21 protein-coding genes and 2 tRNA genes are annotated in these 21,910 nt (G+C 69.4%); 18 read left to right on the top strand and 5 right to left on the bottom strand.

The window, feature by feature from the left end:
* Positions 1 to 65 precede the first annotated feature (65 nt).
* The 14 genes from sdhB to rsmI all read left to right on the top strand — a co-directional run bounded on the left by sdhB (position 66) and on the right by rsmI (position 11,387).
* On the top strand, positions 66 to 872 hold the full coding sequence (gene sdhB, locus LZ198_RS11870) for a succinate dehydrogenase iron-sulfur subunit (RefSeq protein ID WP_253972029.1): 807 nt from the start codon (positions 66 to 68) through the stop codon (positions 870 to 872).
* Positions 873 to 1,217: 345 nt separating this feature from the next.
* A complete protein-coding gene (gene sucC / locus LZ198_RS11865; RefSeq protein WP_253972028.1) occupies positions 1,218 to 2,378 on the top strand; it encodes an ADP-forming succinate--CoA ligase subunit beta in 1,161 nt (386 codons plus the stop codon).
* A gap of 41 nt (positions 2,379 to 2,419) precedes the next feature.
* A complete protein-coding gene (sucD, locus tag LZ198_RS11860) occupies positions 2,420 to 3,316 on the top strand; it encodes a succinate--CoA ligase subunit alpha (RefSeq protein ID WP_253972027.1) in 897 nt (298 codons plus the stop codon).
* Positions 3,317 to 3,346: 30 nt separating this feature from the next.
* Positions 3,347 to 3,790 (top strand): nucleoside-diphosphate kinase, encoded by a 444-nt coding sequence (gene ndk / locus LZ198_RS11855; RefSeq protein WP_253972026.1) that lies wholly within the window; start codon positions 3,347 to 3,349, stop codon positions 3,788 to 3,790.
* Positions 3,791 to 4,007: 217 nt separating this feature from the next.
* On the top strand, positions 4,008 to 4,370 hold the full coding sequence (locus tag LZ198_RS11850) for a hypothetical protein (protein ID WP_253972025.1): 363 nt from the start codon (positions 4,008 to 4,010) through the stop codon (positions 4,368 to 4,370).
* Positions 4,371 to 4,546: 176 nt separating this feature from the next.
* A complete protein-coding gene (gene rlmN / locus LZ198_RS11845; RefSeq protein ID WP_253972024.1) occupies positions 4,547 to 5,680 on the top strand; it encodes a 23S rRNA (adenine(2503)-C(2))-methyltransferase RlmN in 1,134 nt (377 codons plus the stop codon).
* Between the two features lie 89 nt (positions 5,681 to 5,769).
* Complete coding sequence (gene rpsP / locus LZ198_RS11840; protein WP_253972023.1) at positions 5,770 to 6,033, top strand: 30S ribosomal protein S16; 264 nt, start codon at positions 5,770 to 5,772, stop codon at positions 6,031 to 6,033.
* A gap of 29 nt (positions 6,034 to 6,062) precedes the next feature.
* A complete protein-coding gene (locus tag LZ198_RS11835; protein WP_253972022.1) occupies positions 6,063 to 6,347 on the top strand; it encodes a KH domain-containing protein in 285 nt (94 codons plus the stop codon).
* Positions 6,344 to 6,904, top strand: coding sequence for a ribosome maturation factor RimM (gene rimM, locus LZ198_RS11830; RefSeq protein ID WP_253972021.1), 561 nt, complete (start codon positions 6,344 to 6,346; stop codon positions 6,902 to 6,904). Before LZ198_RS11835 ends, rimM begins: the two co-directional genes overlap by 4 nt.
* Positions 6,901 to 7,644 (top strand): tRNA (guanosine(37)-N1)-methyltransferase TrmD, encoded by a 744-nt coding sequence (gene trmD / locus LZ198_RS11825; protein WP_253972020.1) that lies wholly within the window; start codon positions 6,901 to 6,903, stop codon positions 7,642 to 7,644. Before rimM ends, trmD begins: the two co-directional genes overlap by 4 nt.
* A gap of 120 nt (positions 7,645 to 7,764) precedes the next feature.
* Positions 7,765 to 8,139: a 50S ribosomal protein L19 gene (gene rplS / locus LZ198_RS11820; protein WP_253972019.1), complete on the top strand. Its 375-nt coding sequence runs from the start codon at positions 7,765 to 7,767 to the stop codon at positions 8,137 to 8,139.
* 87 nt (positions 8,140 to 8,226) lie between these two features.
* Entirely contained in the window at positions 8,227 to 10,125 is a 1,899-nt protein-coding gene (locus tag LZ198_RS11815; RefSeq protein ID WP_253972018.1) for an AAA family ATPase, read from the top strand.
* A gap of 50 nt (positions 10,126 to 10,175) precedes the next feature.
* The gene (locus tag LZ198_RS11810; protein WP_253972017.1) at positions 10,176 to 10,547 is read left to right on the top strand and encodes a YraN family protein; all 372 of its coding nucleotides are present in this window, start codon (positions 10,176 to 10,178) and stop codon (positions 10,545 to 10,547) included.
* Between the two features lie 9 nt (positions 10,548 to 10,556).
* Positions 10,557 to 11,387, top strand: a complete 831-nt coding sequence (gene rsmI, locus LZ198_RS11805; RefSeq protein ID WP_253972016.1) for a 16S rRNA (cytidine(1402)-2'-O)-methyltransferase — start codon at positions 10,557 to 10,559, stop codon at positions 11,385 to 11,387.
* Between the two features lie 93 nt (positions 11,388 to 11,480).
* Here the strand turns inward: rsmI and LZ198_RS11800 are convergent, their stop codons facing one another.
* The 5 genes from LZ198_RS11800 to LZ198_RS11780 all read right to left on the bottom strand — a co-directional run bounded on the left by LZ198_RS11800 (position 11,481) and on the right by LZ198_RS11780 (position 16,867).
* Positions 11,481 to 12,803, bottom strand: a complete 1,323-nt coding sequence (locus LZ198_RS11800) for a hypothetical protein (RefSeq protein ID WP_253972015.1) — start codon at positions 12,801 to 12,803, stop codon at positions 11,481 to 11,483.
* 96 nt (positions 12,804 to 12,899) lie between these two features.
* Positions 12,900 to 13,949, bottom strand: coding sequence for a peptidoglycan DD-metalloendopeptidase family protein (locus LZ198_RS11795; RefSeq protein ID WP_253972014.1), 1,050 nt, complete (start codon positions 13,947 to 13,949; stop codon positions 12,900 to 12,902).
* Positions 13,950 to 14,025: 76 nt separating this feature from the next.
* Positions 14,026 to 15,450, bottom strand: a complete 1,425-nt coding sequence (locus LZ198_RS11790; protein ID WP_253972013.1) for a sigma-54-dependent transcriptional regulator — start codon at positions 15,448 to 15,450, stop codon at positions 14,026 to 14,028.
* 21 nt (positions 15,451 to 15,471) lie between these two features.
* A complete protein-coding gene (gene encA, locus LZ198_RS11785; RefSeq protein ID WP_253972012.1) occupies positions 15,472 to 16,335 on the bottom strand; it encodes an encapsulin nanocompartment shell protein EncA in 864 nt (287 codons plus the stop codon).
* Positions 16,336 to 16,387: 52 nt separating this feature from the next.
* Positions 16,388 to 16,867, bottom strand: coding sequence for a ferritin family protein (locus LZ198_RS11780; protein ID WP_253972011.1), 480 nt, complete (start codon positions 16,865 to 16,867; stop codon positions 16,388 to 16,390).
* Between the two features lie 106 nt (positions 16,868 to 16,973).
* Between LZ198_RS11780 and murJ the strand changes: the two genes are divergently transcribed.
* The 4 genes from murJ (at position 16,974) to LZ198_RS11760 (ending at position 21,249) form a co-directional block, all read left to right on the top strand.
* Complete coding sequence (gene murJ, locus LZ198_RS11775) at positions 16,974 to 18,686, top strand: murein biosynthesis integral membrane protein MurJ (protein WP_323382422.1); 1,713 nt, start codon at positions 16,974 to 16,976, stop codon at positions 18,684 to 18,686.
* Positions 18,687 to 18,923: 237 nt separating this feature from the next.
* Positions 18,924 to 20,924 carry a S1 RNA-binding domain-containing protein gene (locus LZ198_RS11770; protein WP_253972010.1) on the top strand — a complete coding sequence of 667 codons (2,001 nt, stop codon included), beginning with the start codon at positions 18,924 to 18,926 and terminating at the stop codon, positions 20,922 to 20,924.
* 106 nt (positions 20,925 to 21,030) lie between these two features.
* A tRNA-Met gene (locus tag LZ198_RS11765) sits at positions 21,031 to 21,104 on the top strand.
* Positions 21,105 to 21,175: 71 nt separating this feature from the next.
* A tRNA-Met gene (locus LZ198_RS11760) sits at positions 21,176 to 21,249 on the top strand.
* Positions 21,250 to 21,910 lie beyond the last annotated feature (661 nt).

The raw sequence follows: 21,910 nt of genomic DNA, 5'->3' as shown, positions 1-21,910 counted from the left end.
TTGGGGCGGGCCCGGGCGCAGGTCCGGGCCGCCGAAACTGACTTGGAAGTGAAGGGTCGAGCCACATGGACACCGCACAGGCATCTGCCGTCAGTACCCAGACCATCACCTTCCGCATCTGGCGGCAGGACGATCCCAGCCAGCCGGGCCACTACGATGAGTTCAAGGTCCCCTATCGCAAGGGCGCCAACGTCATCTCGTGCCTGATGGAGATCCAGCGCAACCCGGTCACCGCGGACGGCAAGAAGGTGCCGCCGGTGGTGTGGGACGCCGCGTGCCTCGAGGAGGTCTGCGGCAGCTGCGCCATGAACATCAACGGGCGCGTGCGCATGGCCTGCTCGGCGCTCATCGACAAGCTGGAGCAGCCCATCACCCTGGAGCCGATGACGAAGTTCCCCGTCGTCCGCGACCTGGCGGTGGACCGCAACCGCATGTTCGAGGCGCTCAAGCGCGTCAAGGGCTGGGTGCCCATCGACGGCACGCACAACCTGGGCCCCGGCCCGCGTCAGTCGCCCGTGGACCAGTCCACGATGTACGTGCTCTCCACGTGCATCACCTGCGGAAGCTGCCTCGAGGCCTGCCCCCAGGTGACCATGGACAACTCCTTCGTCGGCGCGGCGGCCATCAGCCAGGCCCGCCTGTTCAACATGAACCCGACGGGGAAGATGAACGCCGAGGAGCGCGTGCGCGCCCTCATGGGCCCCGGCGGTCTCTCCGACTGCGGCAAGGCGCAGAACTGCGTCAAGGTCTGCCCGAAGGAGATCCCGCTCACGACCTCCATCGCGATGATGAACCGCGAGGTGACCAAGGTCGTCATCAAGGACCTCTTCTCGCAGGAGGAGGAGAAGAAGAGCCACGGCGGTCCGGGCTAGGCCCACGCCCGCTCACGGCTCGCTTCGAGGCGGCCCCGTCTCCGCGTCCTCTTCCGGACGTGGGCGGGGCCGTCGCCGTTCCCGGGGCCTCCGGGCGTCGCCAGGGGAGGGGAGCGGCGCACGACTCGACCGCTGGACGTCCCGGGCGCTGTTTCCTCCTCGTGACGATGGGGTGAAGGCGCGCTCATCTCCCCGGACATCCAGGGTTATCCGCTGTCCACCGCCTGCCGCACCGCGGTGGGGGTCGGGTCAAACGGCCTTGCCATCCGTTGTTTTCTGCGCAATGAGGGGCACGCGCTGGCCGCCTGTAAGCGGTCGTCCCCCTCGTCTCCACATGGAGCCTCGATGAAAATCCACGAGTACCAGGGCAAGGAAATCTTCCGGAAGTACGGTGTGCCCACGCCGAAGGGCATCCTCGCACTGTCGCCGAGCGATGCGGAGGCGGCCGCCAAGCAGCTCGCCACGCCGGTCGTCGTGGTGAAGGCCCAGATTCACGCCGGTGGTCGCGGCAAGGGCGGCGGCGTGAAGCTGGCCAAGAGCCCCGCCGAGGCGAAGGACCTCGCCAAGGCGATGCTGGGCATGAAGCTGAAGACCATCCAGACCGGGCCGGAAGGCCAGACGGTCCACAAGGTCTACATCGAAGAGGGTCTCGCCATCGGCCAGGAGCTGTACCTGGGCGTGACGCTGGACCGCGTCACCAGCCGCGTCACCTTCATGGCCTCCCGCGAGGGTGGCGTGGAGATCGAGGAGGTGGCGGAGAAGCACCCCGAGAAGATCCTCCGCGAGACGGTGGACCCGGCGGTGGGCTTCCTCGACTTCCAGGGCCGCAAGCTGGCCTTCGGCCTGGGCCTGACGGGCGCGACGGTCACCAAGTTCGTCCAGTTCTGTTCCGCGCTCTACAAGATGTTCGTGGAGACGGACGCGTCGCTGGTGGAGATCAACCCGCTGGTCATCCTGAAGGATGGCGGCGTGGTGGCGCTCGACGCGAAGGTGACCTTCGACGAGAACGCGCTCTACCGGCACAAGGATCTGCTGGAGTACCGCGACCTGGCCGAGGAGGACGCGCGCGAGACGCAGGCCAAGGAGTGGGACCTGGCGTACATCGCGCTGGAGGGCAACATCGGCTGCATGGTGAACGGCGCGGGTCTGGCCATGGCCACCATGGACACCATCAAGCTGGTGGGCGGCGAGCCGGCCAACTTCCTGGACGTGGGCGGCGGTGCGAGCAAGGAGAAGGTGACGGCGGCCTTCAAGCTCATCCTGGCCGACCCCGCGGTGAAGGCGGTGCTCGTCAACATCTTCGGCGGCATCATGAAGTGCGACGTCATCGCCGAGGGCATCATCGCCGCGGCGAAGGAGGTCCAGCTCAAGGTCCCGCTCGTGGTCCGGCTGGAAGGCACCAACGTCGAGCTGGGCAAGGAGCTGCTGCGCAACTCCGGCCTCGCCATCACCCCGGCGGACAACCTGCGGCAGGCGGCGGAGAAGGCCGTCGCCGCGCTGAAGTAGTCCGGCGCGCTTCATCGCCAACACTTTCCTGAAGGAGCGCCATGAGCATCCTCGTCAACGAAAACACGAAGGTCCTCTGCCAGGGCATCACCGGCTCGGCGGGCTCGTTCCACTCGAAGCAGATGCTGGAGTACGGCACCAAGCTCGTGGCCGGCGTGACGCCGGGCAAGGGCGGTACCCAGTTCGAGGGCAAGGTTCCCGTGTTCGACACGGTCGCCGACGCCGTGAAGCAGACGGGCGCCAACACGTCCGTCATCTTCGTGCCGCCCCCGTTCGCCGCCGACTCCATCATGGAGGCCGCCGACGCGGGCGTGTCCCTCATCATCACGATCACCGAGGGCATCCCCGTCCTCGACATGGTGCGCGCCAAGCGCTACCTGCAGGGCAAGCCGGGCGTGCGCCTCATCGGCCCCAACTGCCCGGGTGTCATCACCCCTGGCGCCAAGTGCAAGATCGGCATCATGCCGGGCCACATCCACAAGCCGGGCCGCATCGGCGTGGTGTCCCGCTCCGGCACGCTGACCTACGAGGCCGTGCACCAGCTGACGCAGCTGGGCCTGGGCCAGTCCACGGCGGTGGGCATCGGCGGCGACCCGGTGAACGGCACGGACTTCGTGGACGTGCTGAAGCTCTTCAACGCGGACCCGGACACCGACGCGGTCATCATGATCGGTGAGATCGGCGGCAGCGCGGAGGAGGCGGGCGCGGAGTACGTGGCTCGCGAGTTCACCAAGCCGATCGCCGGGTTCATCGCCGGTCAGTCGGCGCCCCCGGGCAAGCGCATGGGCCACGCCGGCGCCATCATCTCCGGCGGCAAGGGCACGGCGACGGAGAAGATCAAGGCGATGGAGGCCGCGGGCATCCTGATGGCCGCCAGCCCCGCCGAGCTGGGCACCACCCTCCAGGAGGCCGTCAAGCGCGGCCCCAAGAAGCGCTAACACCCCTCAAGGGAACAAGGAGCCAGTCACATGGCCATCGAGCGTACGCTGTCCATCATCAAGCCGGACGGTCTGCAGAAGGGCGTCATCGGGAAGATCATCACCCGCTTCGAGGACAAGGGCCTGAAGCCGGTCGCGATCCGGCTGCAGCAGCTGTCCCAGAAGGAGGCCGAGGGCTTCTACGCGGTCCACAAGGCCCGCCCCTTCTTCAAGGACCTGGTGCAGTTCATGATCTCCGGCCCGGTGGTCCTGATGGTGCTGGAGGGTGAGAACGCCGTCCTCGCCAACCGCGACATCATGGGCGCGACCAACCCGGCGAACGCCGCTGAGGGCACCATCCGCAAGGACTTCGCCACCAGCATCGACCAGAACACGGTCCACGGCTCCGACAGCCTGGAGAACGCGAAGATCGAGATCGCGTACTTCTTCCGCGAGACGGAGATCCAGCCGTACGAGTACACCGCCAAGAAGTAGGCGGGTGGGCCGCCCACGCGGCCCTGGACGGACGGCCCGGTGTCGGCACCCGCGAGGGGCTGGCCCGGGCCGTTGTCGTTTCGGCGGATGGCCTGGTCGCACGGGGGGTGCGCTAGGGTCGCCGTCGATTCTGGTGCCGCGTCGGGGTGTGCTTCCCCTGAGATGGCGAACACCCGGCCGCGCGCGCGGCGGAGGAGGTGTCGTGAGTCGTCGGCTGATGGTGTCGCTCGGCTTCGGGGTCGTCTTCGTGGTGGGGTTCGGAGCTGGGTTGTTCGTCCGTGAATGGGCCGAGGCGCTTGTGTCGGGCCCCGCCGAGACGCTCGTCCTGGGGGAGGATGTGGCGCTCGAGTTCGCCAAGGAGGACGACTCCTGTCCTGGCTCTCCGGCGGGAGGTCTGATGGCGGGTACGCGGCTGCAGGTCAGGAACCACGGCCCCTTCAGGACCGTCGAGTTGAGACTCTCCTACATCAGCAACAAGGAACTCCCGAGGAGGGAGGTGCCCTACGGGCCCCCGGCGGGCTTCGAGAAGCGGATGTGTGTCCGTCCTCCCGTGAGCATTCTGTCGGAGCCGACGCAATGAGTGGCGGAGGTGCTGGGTGAGCCGACGGTCGCGCGATCGTGGCTCGCCGGGCGGGCGGGCGGTCCAGGCAGGGGAGGGGCGTTCGAGTCGACCTGCCGGCCGGGGACGCCTTTGACACCTCGGCCCCAGGTATGGGAAGGGACGCCCCCAGGCCCACCGTTTACAGCGCGACGACGATGACCGAGACCCCCGCCACCGCCTCCCTTCCCGTCACCGAGCCCCTGCCGGCGCCGGCGCCCGCGAAGCTCGTGGACGTGGCCAGCCTGTCCATGGAGGGGCTCACCCGCTTCGTCACCGAGCAGCTCGGCGAGCGCGCGTTCCGGGCCCCGCAGGTCTACCGCTGGCTGCACCAGCGCGGCGCCACCTCGTTCGACGAGATGACGGACCTGTCCAAGGTCCTGCGCGAGAAGCTCAAGCAGGCGGCGGAGATCATCCCGCTGGTGAAGGACGTGGAGCTGCGCAGCACCGACGGCACCATCAAGTACCGTTGGAAGACGCGCGACGGCCGCTACATCGAATCCGTCTACATGCCTTCCGAGGATCGCCGGACGCTGTGCGTGTCCACCCAGGTGGGCTGCGCCATGGCCTGCGGCTTCTGCATGACGGGCACCATGGGCCTCAAGCGCAACCTGACGCCCAGCGAGATCGTCGCCCAGGTCCACGCCGTCAACCGCGAGGTCCGCAAGAACGAGGGCCACGAGACGCTCCGCCCGCTGTCGAACCTCGTGTTCATGGGCATGGGCGAGCCGCTCCACAACTTCGAGAACCTGAAGACGGCCCTCGCCATCCTCCAGTCCGAGGACGGGCCCAACTTCAGCCACCGGCACATCACCGTCTCCACCGTCGGCCTCGTCCCCATGATCGAGCGCTTCGGCAAGGAGACCGACGTGAAGCTGGCCATCTCCCTCAACGCCAGCACGGACGAGCAGCGCAGCAAGACGATGCCCGTCAACCGCAAGTGGAACATCGCCGCGTTGCTCGACGCGTGCCGCAAGTTCCCCCTGCGCCAGGGCCGGCGCATCACCTTCGAGTACGTCCTCATCCAGGGCTTCAACGACACCGACGAGGACGCCCACCGCCTCATCCAGCTGCTGAAGGGAATTCCGGTGAAGGTCAACCTGATTCCCTACAACGAGAACCCCGGGTTGGGGTTCCAGACCACCGCGGAGGAGCGGGCGGAGCAGTTCCGGGCCATCCTCTCCGACGGCCACGTGGCCGCCTACATCCGCCGGAACCGGGGCCGGGACATCGCCGGTGCTTGTGGCCAGCTCGCCAACCGCGGGGAGCAGGTCGCGGAGAGCACGACATAAGGTCCCGAGCTTCCTTGACAATCCAGCGGGAGCGGCGTTAAGAGCGCCACCCCGTTTCCATCGTCGTTACTTGTTCGTTGGAGCACTCCATGGCCGTTGTCCTCCGTCTTGCCCGCGCGGGCGCCAAGAAGAAGCCGTACTACCACGTGGTTGCCACCGACTCCCGGAACCCCCGGGACGGCAAGTTCATCGAGGCGGTGGGTGCGTACGACCCGAACCTGACCCCGCCGAAGGTGGAGTTCAACGAGGACCGGCTGAACTACTGGCTGAAGACGGGCGCGACGCCTTCCGAGACCGTGGCGGACCTCATCAAGGTCGCCTCGAAGCAGCCGAAGACCACTCCCGCGGCCTGATCCGCGCCCGTCTCCTGTACTGAGCGGACGTGGAGCAACTCCTCACGTATCTGGCGCGGGCCCTGGTCGACCAACCGGACCAGGTCGGCCTGCGCATGTCCGACGTGGACGGTGCCCGGCTCTTCGAGCTGAAGGTCGCCCCCGAGGACGTCGGCAAGGTCATCGGCCGTGACGGGCGCACGGTGAATGCCCTCCGGACACTGCTCAACGCCGCTGCGCAGAAGGCGGGGCAGAAGGTCCGGCTGGAGATCCTCGACGACCGGCGCGGTCCAGCCAGTCCGTCGCCTGCCGCGTCCCCGGATTCTTCCCGGTGACGCAGCGCCCCCTGTTGGAGCTCGGCTTCGTCTCCCGCGCGCATGGGTTGCGCGGTGAGCTGGCCGTGCGTCCGTTCGATCCCGCCTCGGAGACGCTCGGCACGGTCGACCGGGTCCGCGTGCGCACGCGCTCGGGCGAGGAGCGGGATCTGGAAGTGGAATCCCTGCGTCCCACCCCCAAGGAGGACATCGTCGCCTTCGTGGGCGTGGACTCCCGGACGGAGGCCGAGGCGCTCGTGGGCGCCACGGTGTTCGTCTACCGGGAGGACCTGGAGCCCCCCGCGGAGGGCGAGTTCTTCCAGGGAGATCTGATCGGCCTGTCCGCGGTGGACGAGGCTGGGGCGCCGCTGGGGAGCGTGGTGGAGATCTGGGCCACCGGCGAGGTGCCCAACCTGGTCATCCGCGCGCCCGGCAAGCCCGAACTGGTGGTGCCGTTCGCGGACGAGTTCGTCCCCACCGTGGACATCGCCGCCCAGCGCATCGTCATCCGCCCGCCCGAGTACATCGAGGTGGGGCGGCGCGAGTCCGCGGCGGAGGGCTCCGGGGACGGCGAATGACAGCGCCGTATCCGGTCGAGCTGCTCACGCTGTTTCCCGGCATGGTGTCCGGCTATCTGGGCGCCAGCATCCTCGGGAAGGCCCAGGAGAAGGGCTTCTTGTCGGCCACGGTGACGGACGTCCGCGAGTTCGCGGAGGGCAAGCACCGGGTGACGGACGACGCGCCCTATGGCGGCGGGGCCGGCATGGTGATGAAGCCGGAGCCGCTGGTGGCCGCCATCGAGGCCGCGAGGGTCCGGCACCCGGGCGCGAAGGCCCTGCTGATGAGCCCCCGGGGCGCGACCTTCACCCAGGCCACCGCGCGCGAGCTCGCCCGGCACGAGGCGGGGTTGATCCTCGTCTGTGGCCGCTACGAGGGCGTGGACGAGCGGGTGATGCCCCACCTCGATGGGGAGCTGTCCCTGGGCGACTTCGTCCTCACGGGCGGGGAGATCGCCGCGCTCGCCGTGGTGGACGCGGTGGCCCGCCTGGTCCCTGGCGTGCTGGGGAACGTGGCGTCCTCCGTGTCGGAGAGCTTCGAGGAGGGGATGCTGGAACATCCCCAGTACACCCGCCCGCCCGTCTTCCGGGAGGCCGAGGTGCCGGCCGTCCTCCAGTCCGGGGATCATGCCCGCATCGCCCGGTGGCGGCGGTGGAAGTCGTTGGTCCTCACGCGGGAGCGCCGGCCGGACCTCTTCGCTCGGTTGATCCTGTCCGCCGCTGACCAGAAACTGCTGGCGCGGCGGGAGGAAGAGCTGTAACCCTGGGCGTTCTCAGCGGCCAGGTCATCAGCGGGCTTGTCCGACACCGCTCTCTCTGGTAGTACGGCCCGCTCTTTCACGCGTCCTTCGCGTCCGCTTTTCGTTTTCTGGAGTCCGTCAATGCGTAACAGCGCCATTCAGCACGTCGAGGCCAAGTACCTGCGCCAGGACGTCACCTCGTTCCGTCCTGGTGACTCCGTGCGCGTCCACTGGAAGGTGAAGGAGGGCGAGAAGGAGCGCGTCCAGGCGTTCGAGGGCGTCGTCATCCGGAAGACCTCCGGCAGCCACCGCGCCACCTTCACGGTGCGCAAGATGTCCTTCGGCGTCGGCGTGGAGCGCATCTTCCCGCTGCACAGCCCCCGCTACGAGAAGATCGAGGTCCTCTCGCGTGGCGCCGTGAACCGCAGCCGCCTGTTCTACCTCCGCAACCTCAAGGGCAAGGCCGCTCGCGTGAACTTGCAGGAAGACGTCGAGAAGGCTTCGGCGAAGGCCTGAGGTCTGCTTCGACCTTCGGGGTCGTCGTGAGAAGGAGCGTCCGATACCGGGCGCTCCTTTTTTCATTCGCGCTAACATGCAGGGGCCATGCAATTCGCAGAGGTCGCCGTCCAGAATGTTCGGGGGTTCTCTCCCGCGGGCCGCTTCGCGCTGAAGGCCGGGTATCTGGTCCTCAAGCCGCCCACCTCCGAGGTCAGTCCGCTGGCCGGAGTCGTGCTCTCGCTCTTCTACGCGGATGGTCGCGGAGGGGATGTCGCCTTCGTGGCGCCGGGGGCGAAGGGGGGCAAGGCGGCCCTCACGTTCCAGGGCGCGGACGGAAACACGTACCGCGTGCTGCGTGAGTTGGGCGGCTCCGGGACGCTCCACCGCGTGAATCCGGCGACGCAGCAGCCGGAGCTGGTGTCCTCGGACGCGTCCGAGACGAACCAGTTCCTCCGGGGCCAGGTGGGCCTGCCGCCGCGCACCACCTTCGAGCAGGTGTACTGCCTCCAGGTCGGGCAGCTTCCGTCCCGCAGGCCGCGCAAGGCCGGGGCGAAGGCGGCGGATCCGAAGACGTCCGGCAAGTTCCCGTCGCTCGCCTCCGCTTCGGCCGTGGCGCCCGCCGAGGACATCGCCGCCGCGGAGGCCCGGCTGCGCTCGCTCGAGACGGAGCTGGTGAACGCGCGCGAGGTGGATGGGCTCCAGTTCCAGGTGGATGGGCTCTCCTCGCAGGTCTTCGAGGTGGATCAGCGCCTCAAGGGGACGGAGGGGTTGAAGGCGGCCATCTCGGAGGCGGAGGCCGCGTGGCGCGCGGCGCCCACGCCCCAGACGCTCGGGCTGCCCCAGGACATCCTCCAGCGCGTCCAGCGCTACCCCAAGGCCATCGCCAAGCGCGATGACGCCCTGGCCCGGTTGGAGGCGGATCGCGAGGCCGAGGTCGCCGCCGTCCCCGCGGACGTGGAGCCCTTGAAGGAGAACCAGGGCTTCTGGGTGGGCATTGGCGTGGGCGTGCTCTTCCTGGGGTTGGGCCTGGGGCTCGGTTTCGGGGTGCACACCTCCTTCCGCTACCTGGCCTTGTTGGACATCCCGGCCTTCGGCGTCTCCGCCTTCATGGCCCTGCGCTACGTGGACGACCTCCAGAAGGCGAGCCGGCGGGGCAGCAAGGAGGGGCGCTTCGACGCCCGCGCGAAGAAGATCCAGGAGGAGTTCGAGGCGGAGGCCGCTCCCGTGCGGATGGCCCAGAAGGCGCTCGGGGTGGAGAGCCTGGACGAGATTCCCGGCGCGCTGGAGCGCAAGGAGTTGATCGGCGCGCGCGTCGTGGAGCTGAAGGATCAGCTCCAGGGCGTCGAGTCGGATCCGGAGTTCGTGGCCGCGGCCTCACAGCGCCAGGCGTTGAAGGAGCAGTTGGACGCGCTCAACGTGGAGCTGGCCCGCAAGGGCTCGTACGTGCGCGACATGCGCGAGGTGGAGCGGGAGATGGGCCGGGTGAAGGAGTCCATCGCACTGGCAAAGGCCCCACCCCCGGCCGCCGCGCCCGGGCCGGATGGCAGCGTGCCCCCGGCCGAGCCGCTGGAGGATCCGTCGCCCGCGCTGTTGTCCCAGGCCGCGGACGTGTTCACCACGGACGTGCTGAACGTGCAGGGGATGCTCAAGGAGCGCTGCGTCCAGTACCTCACTGCGCTCACGGATCGCCGCTACCAGGGCGTCGAGTGGGACAAGGAGGGCAAGGCCGTGGCGCTCGCCGCGGGTCGGAAGGTGCCGGTGGGCGAGCTGCCCCCGAAGGACCTGGACCTCTACTACCTGGCGCTGCGCATGACGGTGGTGGAGAAGGCCAGCGCCCGGATGAAGCGGCCCTTCCTCCTGGAGGACGTCTTCACGGGCATGGACGAGGTGAAGCTGCCGCTCATCGCCCGCATGCTGAAGCACCTGGGCACCCTGACGCAGGTGATTCACGTCACCGCGCACCCCGGCTTCGCCCAGATGTCGGACGGCACGGTTAACGTGTAGTCCGACGTGGCGGGTGTCCTCCAAGGGGGAGGACTGAAGGGGGAGGGTGGATGGGGCGGGTGGATCGGCGGGCGTACGGGGCGGAGGCGGAGGAGGCGGCGGTGCGGTTCCTGGAGGCCCAGGGGTGGCGGGTCCGGGCTCGCAACTGGCCGTGCCGCCACGGTGAGCTGGACGTGGTGGCGGAGCGGGAGGACATCGTGTGCTTCGTCGAGGTGCGGATGCGCTCCTCGGCGGTGTGGGGTGACCCGGCGCACACCGTGTCCTTCGCCAAACAGCGTCGGGTGGTGAAGGCGGCGCTGCACTATCTCTTCGCCCACGAGGTCCGTGGGCGGATGATTCGATTCGATGTGATCTCGGTGGTGGGGCGCGGAGCGAGCGCCACCGTGGAGCACATCCCCGGCGCGTTCGACGCGGGCATGTGAGGGCAGGCAATGGCTGGAACGCTGTACCTGGTGGCCACGCCCATCGGGAACCTGGGAGACATCACCACGCGCGCGCTGGAGACGCTGCGGGCCGCGCGCTTCATCGCCTGCGAGGACACGCGGCACTCGCGCGTGCTGCTGGACCACTTCGGCATCGGCGGGAAGGACCTGGTGAGCCTTCCCGCGTTCGCGGAGGGCCAGCGCGCGGGCCGCATCCTGGATCGCATCGCGGAGGGCGAGGACTGCGCGCTCGTCACGGACGCGGGCAGCCCCGCCATCAGCGATCCAGGTGAGAAGCTGGTGGCGGAGGCCCTGGAGCGCGGCCTGTCCGTGGTGCCCGTGCCGGGTGCGACGGCCCTCGTGGCGGCCTTGAGCGCCTCCGGCCTGCCGACGGGGCGGTTCCATTTCCTCGGCTTCCTGCCCCGCAAGGGGCCTGAGCGCCGGGCCATGCTGGAGGAGGTGGCCCTGCTCTCCGCGACGCTGGTCCTCTACGAGTCCCCCCGGCGCCTGGGCGAGACGCTGCCGGACCTCCTGGAGGCATGGGGAGAGCGCCGGGCCTGCGTGGCCCGGGAGTTGACGAAGCTCCACGAGGAGTTCGCTCGCGGGACGCTCTCCGAACTCGCCGCGCGCTACGCGGCCGAGGAGGCGCGGGGCGAGGTGGTGGTGCTCGTCGAGGGACGCACCGGGGAGCGGCGCTGGTCCGAGGAGGAGCTTCGCCGGGCGCTCGAGGAGGGGCTGTCGCGCGGGGAGAAGCTCAAGCCGCTCAGCACCGAACTCGCCCGTCGCGCGGGATGGTCCGGGCAGGACGTCTACCGGCTCGGGCTGTCGTTGAAGCGGTGAGCCCCGGAGGCCTTCCGGGGACCGTTCGCGCGGTCCACGCCGGAGGGTGGGGCGACGGAGCGGGCCGTGTCGGACCCGCTCCGCGGCGCATCGTCAGAAGTTGAACGATGCGCCCAGCTCGAAGCGGAACGTGGTGCTGCCGACGGCGCGGAAGCGGCGGGACACCAGGTCGTAGCGCCAGTCGAAGGTGGGGTTGAGCTCCGGAGAGCCGGGGCTCACGTCGACCTCGCCGTCGCCGTTGAGATCCTTGCCCACCTCCTCGTTCGTCAGCGTGTGGTCCGTGTTGTAGAGGAACGTGCCGGACGCGCGGATCTTGAAGGACTCACCCGCGCTGGCGGTGGCGCCGATCATGCCGCCGACCTGGAAGTAGTCCTCCGAGGACAGCAGCTTGCGCAGCGCCGCGCTCAGCTCGTTGTAGTAGCGGCCGGAGCCCACGTAGTTGCCGATGGCGCGCACGTCGAGCTTGAACTGCTGGCCCTTCTGCGGCCGGTCGAAGGGGATCAACTCCACGCCTGCGAGCATGCCGACCTGCTCCGGCGCCTTGATGCCGGTCTCCTTGCGGTTCCACGGCCCCTCGCCGCAGTTGCCCGGGGCGCCCAGGTTCGGCGGTTCCGCGTTGCGCTGGTCGCAGTTGGAGTAGATGCCGGGGCCGCGGACGGGGATGGTGTAGCTGGCCTTGAAGTACGGCTCGGCCGCGCCCATCCGCCGCGAGAAGGACGTGTAGAGCTGGTACTTGTGGATGCGGTCGCCGATGTTGCCGCGGTCGTCCGAGTTGGTGGTGTCCACGCTCGGGTCACGCTGCTTGGCCGTGGGGGCCTCGTAGTCGATGCCGACGATCCACGTGGGCTTCGTGTCGTCCTTCGTCTGGTTGAAGAAGGCGTAGGCGAGGCCGAAGTGGAGGTTGCCCAGGCCGCCGCGGAAGCTCTCCTGCGGCACGCCGAACAGGGGGATGCCCTGGTTGCCCGGGTCCGCGAGACAGCCGGGGCTGACGAGCGAGCCGTCCGCGTTGATGCAGTTGTTGGTGATGGTGGAGTTCGCGCGAGACGACTGGGACGTGAAGTTCCAGGTCTCGTTCTGGGAGAACACCAGCGGCAGCTTGAAGGACAGCTCGAGGTCCCGGTACAGGCCGATGGCCAGCGCGAGGTTGAGCCGGGCGTCGACGCCCTTGTACCAGAGCTCCGCGACGTCGGCCCGCGTGGCGGGCGTGCCGTCCGGGTTGCCCGGCGCGCCCATGGGGGCGAGCTGCTCGCGGATGATCTTCGCGCGAGTCTGGGTGCGTTCGAACCCGACGTCGATGAACAGGTCGAACGGATCATCGTCCTCGAAGGCCGAGGCGATCCGGGTGATGTCCGCCGCGCTGGCGGCGAACGGCGCGCCCAGTGTCAGCGCGGCGAGTACGGCGCGAAGCCTGTGCATCCGACCTCCGACGGCGAAACGTCCGGACCTTCCGGCAAGGCCCGGGGGCTTCCAGCTAGCCGTGCCGTCGAAGGAGTGTCAAGAATCGGGTCGTATTTACTTCCCCGCCACCGGTGTGCCGAGCAGCCCGTCCAGGCGACCGACCTCCTCGTCGAAGGCGGTCTTGAAGCGGCTGGCCAGCGAGCGCCGGTGGGTCTTGTGCTGGTCGAAGGGGTCCAGGACGCGGTCGTCCTGCGTCATCAACTGGTAGTGCAGGTGGGGCGCGAACGAGCGGCCCGTGTTCCCGCTCCGGGCGATGACCTGGCCGGTGGAGAAGCGGGTGCCGGCGTGGATCTCCTTGGACACCTCGTCCAGGTGCAGGAAGAGGGCGCGCCGACCCCGGCCGCCGGACTCGATCAGCTCCAGGCAGTTGCCGTTGCTGCCCCAGTTCCAGTTCTTGCGCTTCACGACGCCCGCGAAGGGGGCCTTGACGGGGGTGCCCACCGGGGTGCGGAAGTCCACGCCCTTGTGGCGCCGGCCGTCGCGCAGCAGGGACGTCACCTGCTCGTAGTCGTCCAGGGGCGAGTTCTCCAGCCGCAGCTCCAACTCGTCGCCAGAAGACAGGTAGTAGCGGGCGGCGCCCTCGCTCGCGGGCTGGAAGCGGTAGGCGCTGAGCGTCTTGCCCAGCTTGGCGCTGGTGAAGCGCACCGCGTGGACCAGGGGCTCCTCGTTGGGGCGGCGCTGGAAGAGCACGTCGAGCGTGTCACCCCGCAGGATTCCCGTTGGCACCTCCACCCACCAGACGAGGGTGCGCGTCACCACCTGGGCGAGCGCCGGGCCCACGTCCGCGCCCGCGGCGCCCACGAGCGCGGTCTCCAGGGGGCCCTCGATGCGCACCGAGGCGCGCTCCAGCCCCGCGGCCTTCACCGGGTCGGACGACGGGGCGGCGACGGGCGCGGCCGGCGTCGCCGCGGCGACGGTGCCGGCGTCCGAGGCGGCATCCGCCACGGGGGCCTGGGCGGTGGCCTCCTGTGTGGCGTTCGCCAGCCGTTGCTTCCACCACCACACGCCCCCGGCGGCACCTCCGAGGATGAGTGACACGGCGACCACGGGCCCGATAGGGCTGCGCTTCGGTGGTGCACCGAGGGTGGGAAGGTTCGGCCGCATAAAGCTCCCAGGCGTTGGAAAGGGTGGGCGGGCGCGAAAACCGACGCCCGCGAGAAGGAATTCCGCCAACCGAGGTTCAGTCCTCGGGGCCGTCTTCCTGCTCGTCAGGCGTGGTGTCGCGCAGGCCGAATTCCTTCATCTTGGTCTGCAGCGACTTGCGGCTGATCTGCAGGAGGCGCGCGGCCCGGGTGACGTTGCCGCCCGTCTCCTCCAGCTTCTTCACGATGAGGTCGCGCTCGAGCTCCGCGGCCTTCATCCGGACGATGTCCTTGAGGCCCACCTCGCCGGCGGGCACTTCCATGCTCGGCGCGGGGGTGGCCGGCACGGCGCCCGCCTGGACGCCCGCTCCCTGGCGGATGGTGTCCGGCAGGTCCCGGGCGGTGATGAGCGGCCCGTCCGCGAAGATGAGCACGCGCTCGATCTGGTTCTCCAGCTCGCGGATGTTGCCCGGCCACGGATAGGCCTGGAGCAGGGCGAGCGCGTCGTCCGCGATGCCTTCGATCTTCTTGTTGAGGCGGCGGTTGTACTTCTCCACGAAGTGCCGCGCGAGCATGGGGATGTCGCTGCGGCGCTCGCGCAAGGGCGGCAGCGTCAGCGGCACCACCGCGAGCCGGTAGAACAGGTCCTTGCGGAAGCGGCCCGCCTCGATCTCCGTCTGAAGGTCGCGGTTGGTGGCGGCCACCAGGCGCACGTCCACGCGCGTCGTCTTGATGCCGCCCACGCGTTCGAACTCACCTTCCTGGAGCGCGCGCAGGAGCTTCACCTGCATCTCGACGGGGATCTCCCCGATCTCGTCGAGGAACAGCGTGCCGCCGTCGGCCAGCTCGAAGCGGCCGGGCTTGGACGTGACGGCGCCGGTGAACGCGCCGCGCTCGTAGCCGAACAGCTCGCTCTCCAGCAGCGTGGCGGGGATGGCCGCGCAGTTGATCTTGATGAACGGCTTGTCGCGCCGGCTGGACGCGCCGTGGAGCGCCGTGGCGATGAGCTCCTTGCCCGTGCCGCTCTCGCCCGTGACGAGCACCGTGGAGGGGGTGTCCGCCACCTTGTCGATGATCTTGTAGACGTCCTGCATCTGCGGCGACTCGCCGATGATGGCGGCGCGCGCCTTGAGGTCCGGGCGGACCGAGCGACGGGCGCTCTCGTTCGTCTTGGCGGCCTTGGCCACGACGACGGACAGCTCCGCCTGGTCGAAGGGCTTGGTGATGTAGTCGAACGCGCCCGCCTTGATGGCGTCCACCGCCGAGTCCACGGTGCCGTGGGCGGTGATGATGATGACGGGCACGTCCGGGTTGGCGGCGCGGATGGTGCCGAGCACCTCCATGCCGCCCACCTTGGGCATCACCAGGTCGGTCACGACGATGTCGGCGCCGTTCTTGTGGAACTCGGCGAGCCCCTGCTCGCCGTTCTCCGCGACGGTGACATCGAAGCCATCGCGGCGCAGCATCGCCGCGAGCACCTTGCGCAGGTTCGCTTCGTCGTCGATGACCAGGACCTTGGCCATGGGGTGAGGGCGCGTCCGGACTTACCGCTGGGCGGACGAGGTGGCGCCCTCGAGCGTGCAGATGGCGTCCGGGTGCTTGATGCGCAGCAGCAGCGCCTCCAGCACGCGGAACGGGTGGTTCATGCGCGAGGCGCCCAGGTACGCGGCCACCATGTCCATGGCCACCGCCAGGTCCATGTTCTCGCGGCCCGTGGACACCACCACGCCGGACTCACCGCGCAGGCGGTTGGACTGGTAGACGCCGTCCGACGCGAGCTGGCGGATGGTCTCTATCTCCAGGACGCCCGTCTTCTCGTAGATGCGGTGCAGCTGCGAGTACAGCCGGGGCGACAGCACGACGGCGTAGGGGCCGAAGTGGCCGTGCTCGTTGAGCTTGCGCGTGGCCTCGACGATGGCCAGGAAGCCGCCACCCGCCGTGGTCCAGTCCCCCAGCGGCACCGTGAGCCGGCCGTTGGCCGTCATCAGGCCCTCGTAGCCGAGCTTGGTGTCACCGTAGAAGATGAGCTCGTCCTCCTGCTGGGCGCACAGCGCGGCGGCGCCGGCGGCGGCGGACACGTCGAGCGGCATGTTGTGCGTGCGCGCCGCCTCGATGTCGCGCCAGTGCAGCAGGAAGTCCTTGTAGATGATGGGGATGGTCTTGAACTTGCGCGCGTCGGTGAAGACCATCGCCGTCTCCTGCTCGCCGACGATGTCCACCGCGCCGGGGGAGACGCCCTGGAACTCGTCGTAGGGCACCGTCTGCACGCCCGCGCCCAGCGGACCGTAGATGTCCAGGATGCGGCGGCCCACCAGCGAGCGCCGCGCGACCTGGATGACGGTTTCGTTCAGGCGCGCCCACTCCTCTTCACGGAGCGGATTCTCGGCATGTCCAAGGAAGTCAGGCATCGAACGGTCTCCAGCAGCTCTACCAAGGAGAAGAGGGGGACTACGAAAGACGTCAGCGACCGTTGCCGCCGCTGCCCTTGCGGAGCGAGCCGACGGTCAACGGGTGGGACTCGACGGCGGGCGGCGGGGCGGGCAGGCCGTACATCAGGCGCTGAGGGGGCAGCGCGGTCAGGGGCTCGACCGGAGACCGACCGTTGAGGAGGTGGGGCACGGGGGCCGGCGTCGGAGCCGGCGCGGGCGCAGGGGAGGGGACCGGCACCGGGCCCCCCGCGATGGCCTGTTGGAAGTGCCCCGGCGCGATGGGGGTCGTGAAGCGACCGTCCTGTCCGCTGTCGAGCATCCGCAGCATGTGGACGGCTTCGGACACATGCTCCTTCTCCTCCGACGCCAGGTGGAGGAAGAAGGCGCGGACCTCCGGATGGGAGGACGCCCTGGCGAACGCCTCGTACTCGTTGATGGTCTCCAGCTCGCGTGCCAGCACGCGGCGGATACGTGCCACGTCGTCCAGGTCGCTGTCCGGGGTCTCGGCCATTGGAATCGGACCCTCGCAATCCGCCGGGGGCACCGTCAAGTGAAACAGGGGTCGTCGGGTTTCCTGCTTCATGCCACTTGACGTCACGCATAGAGTCCCGTCCCCCGTGACTGTCTCCACGTCCGAGTCCGCCGCACCGCCCGCACCCGTCAAGCCCTCCCGTCCCGAGGGCCCCAGTGCCCCCGGAGGTCGCGGCGCCGTCCTGGTCGCCACCGGCATCCTCGCCTCGCGCTTGATGGGGCTGGTGCGCGAGCGCGTCTTCGCGCACTACCTGGGCAACGCGGAGGCCGCCGCCGTCTTCAAGGCCGCGCTGCGCATCCCCAACTTCCTGCAGAACCTGTTCGGCGAGGGCGTCCTCTCCGGCTCCTTCATCCCCGTCTACGCGCAGTTGCTGGGCCGCAAGGACACCGAGGAGGCGGACCGGGTCGCGGGCGCCGTGTTCGGGCTGCTGTCGCTGGCCACCGCGCTGCTGGTGGCCGCGGGGATGTTCTTCACCCCCTTCTTCGTGGACGCCATCGCCCCCGGCTTCGTGGGGCACTCGCGGGAGCTGGCCATCCGCGTGGTGCGCATCCTCTTCCCGGGCACCGGCTTCCTCGTGCTGAGCGCGTGGTGCCTGGGCATCCTGAACAGCCACCGGCGCTTCCTGCTGTCGTACCTGGCGCCCGTCGTCTGGAACGGCGCCATCATCACCACGTTGCTCGCCGTGGGCGGGCGCCATGGCGAGGACCGGCTGGTGGAGCTGCTGGGCTATGGCGTGGTGGCCGGCAGCTTCCTCCAGTTCGCGGTGCAGGTCCCGAGCGTGCTCCGGCTCCTGGGGCGATTCCGTCCCACGCTGGCGGTCGCGGGCGAGTCGGTCCGTCAGGTGCTGCGCAACTTCGGTCCGGTGGTCCTGGGGCGCGGGGTGGTGCAGTTCAGCGCATGGGTGGACACCGCCTTCGCGTCGCTCATCTCCGACCGGGCATTGTCCTCGCTGGTGTACGCGCAGACCATCTACCTCATCCCCGTGAGCCTCTTCGGCATGGCGGTGTCCGCGGCGGAGCTGCCGGAGATGGCGCGTGTGACGGGGGACGCGAAGGAGGAGGAGCTGGCGGCGAAGCTGCGCCAGCGCATCGACGGGGGCGCGCGTCGCATCGCCTTCTGGGTGGTGCCCTCGGCGGCGGCGTTCCTCTTCGTGGGGGACATGGTGGCGGCGGCCTTGCTGCAGACGGGCCGCTTCGACGCCGCCGACTCGCGCTACCTCTGGTACCTGCTGATGGGCGCCGCCGTGGGGCTCGTGGCCTCCACGGTGGGGCGGCTCTATGCGTCCGCGTTCTACGCACTCAAGGACCCGAAGACGCCACTGCGCTTCGCCATCGTCCGCGTGGTGGCGGGCTCGCTCGGCGCATGGGCGCTCGGCCTGCACGCGCCCGCGTGGCTCGGCCTGCCGGCTTATATGGGCGCGCTCGGGCTCACGCTCGCCAGCGGCCTGGTGGCCTGGCTGGAGTCCAGCCTGCTGCGCCGCAAGCTGACGAAGCGCCTGGGGCGGGTGGGGGTGGCCCCCGGGCTCCTGCCGCGCCTGTGGCTCGCGGCGGGGGTGGCGGGGGCGGTGGCCCTGGGCGTGAAGCTGGGGCTGGCGGCGGTGCTGGGCCCCATGCCGGGAGTGGAGGCGGAGTGGGGGGGCGCGGTGCTCGCTCCGCCCCGGCTTCACCCCATCCTGGGGTTGCTCGCGGTGGGGTTTCCCATGGGCGGGGTGTACTTCTCCTTGGCCGCCGCGCTCGGGATTCCGGAGGCGGGAGCGGTGTTCAAGAGGGTGGGACGCCGGCTTGGCCTGGTGCGCTAAACCCGCGTCCGTGCTCGGTTCCCGGCGGACCGGGCGGGGTGTCGTTGGAGATGCAATGACAGGGGTGGGGGATGGATTGACCCCCTGCGTCGGTTATGGCTCCGGCGGTGGTGTGTTCCACGCGCGCGTCATCTGGGCTTCCGCCGGACAGGGCGCACGTGTAGAGTGCGCCGCCTTTTTCATGAGCCCGGCTTCACGGAAAGTCCGGGCTGACTTCGTCTCAGGAAGGTCTCCGCAGTGAGCGACGAGAAGAACGGTTCCAATGCTGGTGGTCCGGGCGGAATGGGCGGCCCCAAGAAGCCGAAGGCGACCTTTGGCGACGTGATGCTCGGCATCCCCTCGGGTGGCAGTGGCCGTAGCGAGGGCGGAGGCCGTGGCGGTCGCGGTGGTGAGCGCGGGGGTGCGCCCGGTCAGGGTCGGGACTCGCGACCGCCGGAGGGTGGCGCTCCGCGCGAGGACCGTCGTCCTCGTGGCGGTGGCGACCGCGCCGAACGTCGTGGCGGTGGCGGCGGCGGTGGTGAGCGCCGCGCGTCCGGCCCCATGGTCGTCGTCAAGCGCGCCTCGGGTGCCATCGAGACGCGTGGCCCGGTCGGCGACGCGCCCGCGGAGGCGACGGCCACGGCGGAGCAGACCAGCGCGGCCGCCGAGGCCTCCGCTGCGCCGGCTCCCGCGCCGCGCCCGGTGACGCCGACGCCCGCGCCCTCCAGCGCCCTCTACGAGGAGGTGCCGGAGTCCGAGTCCTTCGCCGAGATGTTCGAGGCGCAGGCGAAGGAGGGTGGCACGCCGGGTCGCCGGGGCGTGCGCCTGGGCGAGAAGGTCAAGGGCACGATCTTCCAGCTCGGCGCGGACACCGCGTTCGTGTCGCTGGATGGCGCCTCCAAGAGCGAGGCGATGATCGAGCTGCGCGAGCTCAAGGACGACGAGGGCATCCTGCGCTACGGCGTCGGTGACAGCCTGGAGGCGCACGTCATCGAGGTCGGCGCCAAGGGCATCGTCCTGTCGCGCGCGCTGGCCAAGGGCAGCGCGTCCATGGCGATGCTGGCCGAGGCGCGCGCCTCCGGCATCCCCGTCGAGGGCATGGTGCTGAGCGTGAACAAGGGCGGCGTGGAGGTCGCCATCGGCGACGTGCGCGCGTTCTGCCCCATCAGCCAGCTCGACCTGCGCTACGTGGAGAAGCCGGACCAGTTCATCGGCGAGAAGCTCAAGTTCCGCGTCACCGAGGTCCGGGACCGCAACGTGGTGCTGTCGCGCCGCTCGCTGCTCGAGGACGAGCAGAAGCAGTTGGCCGCCGAGACGCGCAAGGCCCTGGACGTGGGGCGCGTGGTCAAGGGCAAGGTCACCGGCGTTCGTGACTTCGGCGTCTTCGTGGACCTGGGCGGCGTGGAGGGCATGATCCCCGTCTCCGAGCTGTCCTACCTGCGCGTGGGTCACCCCAGCGAGGTCGTGAAGCAGGGCGAGGACGTGGAGGTGGAGATCCTGCGCATGGAGGCCGCGCAGCCCAACTCTCCGGACAAGTCCAAGCAGAAGGAGCGCATCACGCTGTCCATGCGCTCGCGGCAGGAGGATCCCTTCAAGAAGGCGATCTCCGAGATCAAGGAAGGCGACCGGCTGCAGGGCAAGGTCGTGCGCCTCCAGCAGTTCGGCGCCTTCGTGGAGCTGCGTCCGGGCGTGGACGGCCTGGTGCACATCTCCGCGCTGAGCGACCGGCGCATCGCGCACCCGCGCGACGTCGTGCAGGTCGGCGAGACGGTCTGGGTGGTGGTCGAGAAGATCGACCCGAACGAGAAGCGCATCGGCCTGCGCCGGATCTCCGAGGAGGAGGCGCAGCGTCCTCCCGAGGAGCGTCCCGCGCCTGCCGCGGCTCAGGCCGCCGCTGCTCCCGCGGCTCCGGCCGCGCCGCGCCCCAAGGTGGGCCAGGTCGTCGTCGGCAAGGTGGACCGCATCGAGCCGTACGGCGTCTTCCTGGTGTTCGCGGGCGGCAAGGGCCTGCTCCCCGCCAGCGAGACGGGCACCGAGCGCGGCACGGATCTGCGCAAGCACTACGCGCTCGGCCAGGAGGTGAAGGTGGCGATCATCGACATCGACGCCTCCGGGAAGGTCCGCCTGTCCGTCACCGCGGCCCAGCGCGCCGAGGAGCGCGCCGAGGTCGAGGCGTGGCAGAAGACCCAGCAGCCGCAGGGTGCGGGCAAGAAGGGCTTCGGCACGTTCGCGGACCTCTTCAGCAAGGGTGGGAAGTAGCCGTTCGTTTTCCGTGCGCTTCGGCTCGTGGATGAAGCTTCGAAGCGCACGGGAAATAGAAGTTGACGCTATGGGGCGGGGGCGGTACTAACCCTCTCGCCGCTGACGCGGGGTGGAGCAGCCTGGTAGCTCGTCGGGCTCATAACCCGAAGGTCGCAGGTTCAAATCCTGCCCCCGCAACTCGACAGCCAGAGACCCGGTTGAGAATACTGAACCGGGTCTCTGGTGTTTCAATCAAGCAGTACACATGACGCGGGGTGGAGCAGCCTGGTAGCTCGTCGGGCTCATAACCCGAAGGTCGCAGGTTCAAATCCTGCCCCCGCAACTCTGATGTCGAGGCCCCATCCTCCCACTGCTCGGAGGATGGGGTTTTGTCTTTTCTGGGCACGCGGCGACGTTCCGCAAGCATTTGTCCGTCGCGTCCCGCGTTCGCGTCGGAAGGCGCGGCACTGCGGCGACACAGGTCCCACCGTCGTTCCGGATCGTGGGTTTTCAGCTCCAGTTCGAGCCGAAGGCGCCGTTTCGGCTCGGCCGGGCTCCGCCAGGGCCGAAGGGCGCGCCCGATTCCTTCACCGTGGCCCACATCGAGCCGGATGGCGCGGAGAACATCCTGGTGAAGCCGGGAGCCGCGACGAAGGCCTCGGGGGGGAGAAGGTCCGCCTGGGCGAGGAGGGGCGGATGGGCGTTGCGTCTGGGGGAAGGGGGCACCGAGGTGTTCCTCGGTCACGGGATGGAGGATCGCGAAGGCGTCCCAGGCGGGGTTCACGAAGGTCTTCGTGGATGCGCAGTCGATCGCGTCGTCCATGGCGTTGCTCAATGCAGGCCCCGCGAAGAGGAAGAAGTAGGGCTGCGTCCAGCACGTGAGGTTTTGCCTTTGGCCCGGTCGTCCGCGTGATGGCCGGGCCGATTGCTTTTGCCCGTCGTCTGGCAGCACTCGGTCCAACCTGACGGGTCGTCAGGCTTTCGTGGCGCCATGGTTGGAATTG

This window comes from Myxococcus dinghuensis (assembly GCF_024198235.1).
Taxonomy (GTDB): domain Bacteria; phylum Myxococcota; class Myxococcia; order Myxococcales; family Myxococcaceae; genus Myxococcus; species Myxococcus dinghuensis.
Note: the sequence above shows the minus strand (reverse complement) of the source record. Positions and strands in the feature narration are given on the sequence as shown.

What these genes read in the sequence shown, in the direction of transcription:
- sdhB (WP_253972029.1), top strand. Translation starts at nt 66, where the DNA reads ATGGACACCGCACAGGCATCTGCCGTCAGTACCCAGACCATCACCTTC.
- sucC (WP_253972028.1), top strand. Translation starts at nt 1,218, where the DNA reads ATGAAAATCCACGAGTACCAGGGCAAGGAAATCTTCCGGAAGTACGGT.
- sucD (WP_253972027.1), top strand. Translation starts at nt 2,420, where the DNA reads ATGAGCATCCTCGTCAACGAAAACACGAAGGTCCTCTGCCAGGGCATC.
- ndk (WP_253972026.1), top strand. Translation starts at nt 3,347, where the DNA reads ATGGCCATCGAGCGTACGCTGTCCATCATCAAGCCGGACGGTCTGCAG.
- LZ198_RS11850 (WP_253972025.1), top strand. Translation starts at nt 4,008, where the DNA reads ATGGTGTCGCTCGGCTTCGGGGTCGTCTTCGTGGTGGGGTTCGGAGCT.
- rlmN (WP_253972024.1), top strand. Translation starts at nt 4,547, where the DNA reads ATGACCGAGACCCCCGCCACCGCCTCCCTTCCCGTCACCGAGCCCCTG.
- rpsP (WP_253972023.1), top strand. Translation starts at nt 5,770, where the DNA reads ATGGCCGTTGTCCTCCGTCTTGCCCGCGCGGGCGCCAAGAAGAAGCCG.
- trmD (WP_253972020.1), top strand. Translation starts at nt 6,901, where the DNA reads ATGACAGCGCCGTATCCGGTCGAGCTGCTCACGCTGTTTCCCGGCATG.
- rplS (WP_253972019.1), top strand. Translation starts at nt 7,765, where the DNA reads ATGCGTAACAGCGCCATTCAGCACGTCGAGGCCAAGTACCTGCGCCAG.
- LZ198_RS11815 (WP_253972018.1), top strand. Translation starts at nt 8,227, where the DNA reads ATGCAATTCGCAGAGGTCGCCGTCCAGAATGTTCGGGGGTTCTCTCCC.
- LZ198_RS11810 (WP_253972017.1), top strand. Translation starts at nt 10,176, where the DNA reads ATGGGGCGGGTGGATCGGCGGGCGTACGGGGCGGAGGCGGAGGAGGCG.
- rsmI (WP_253972016.1), top strand. Translation starts at nt 10,557, where the DNA reads ATGGCTGGAACGCTGTACCTGGTGGCCACGCCCATCGGGAACCTGGGA.
- LZ198_RS11800 (WP_253972015.1), bottom strand. Translation starts at nt 12,803, where the DNA reads ATGCACAGGCTTCGCGCCGTACTCGCCGCGCTGACACTGGGCGCGCCG.
- LZ198_RS11795 (WP_253972014.1), bottom strand. Translation starts at nt 13,949, where the DNA reads ATGCGGCCGAACCTTCCCACCCTCGGTGCACCACCGAAGCGCAGCCCT.
- LZ198_RS11790 (WP_253972013.1), bottom strand. Translation starts at nt 15,450, where the DNA reads ATGGCCAAGGTCCTGGTCATCGACGACGAAGCGAACCTGCGCAAGGTG.
- encA (WP_253972012.1), bottom strand. Translation starts at nt 16,335, where the DNA reads ATGCCTGACTTCCTTGGACATGCCGAGAATCCGCTCCGTGAAGAGGAG.
- LZ198_RS11780 (WP_253972011.1), bottom strand. Translation starts at nt 16,867, where the DNA reads ATGGCCGAGACCCCGGACAGCGACCTGGACGACGTGGCACGTATCCGC.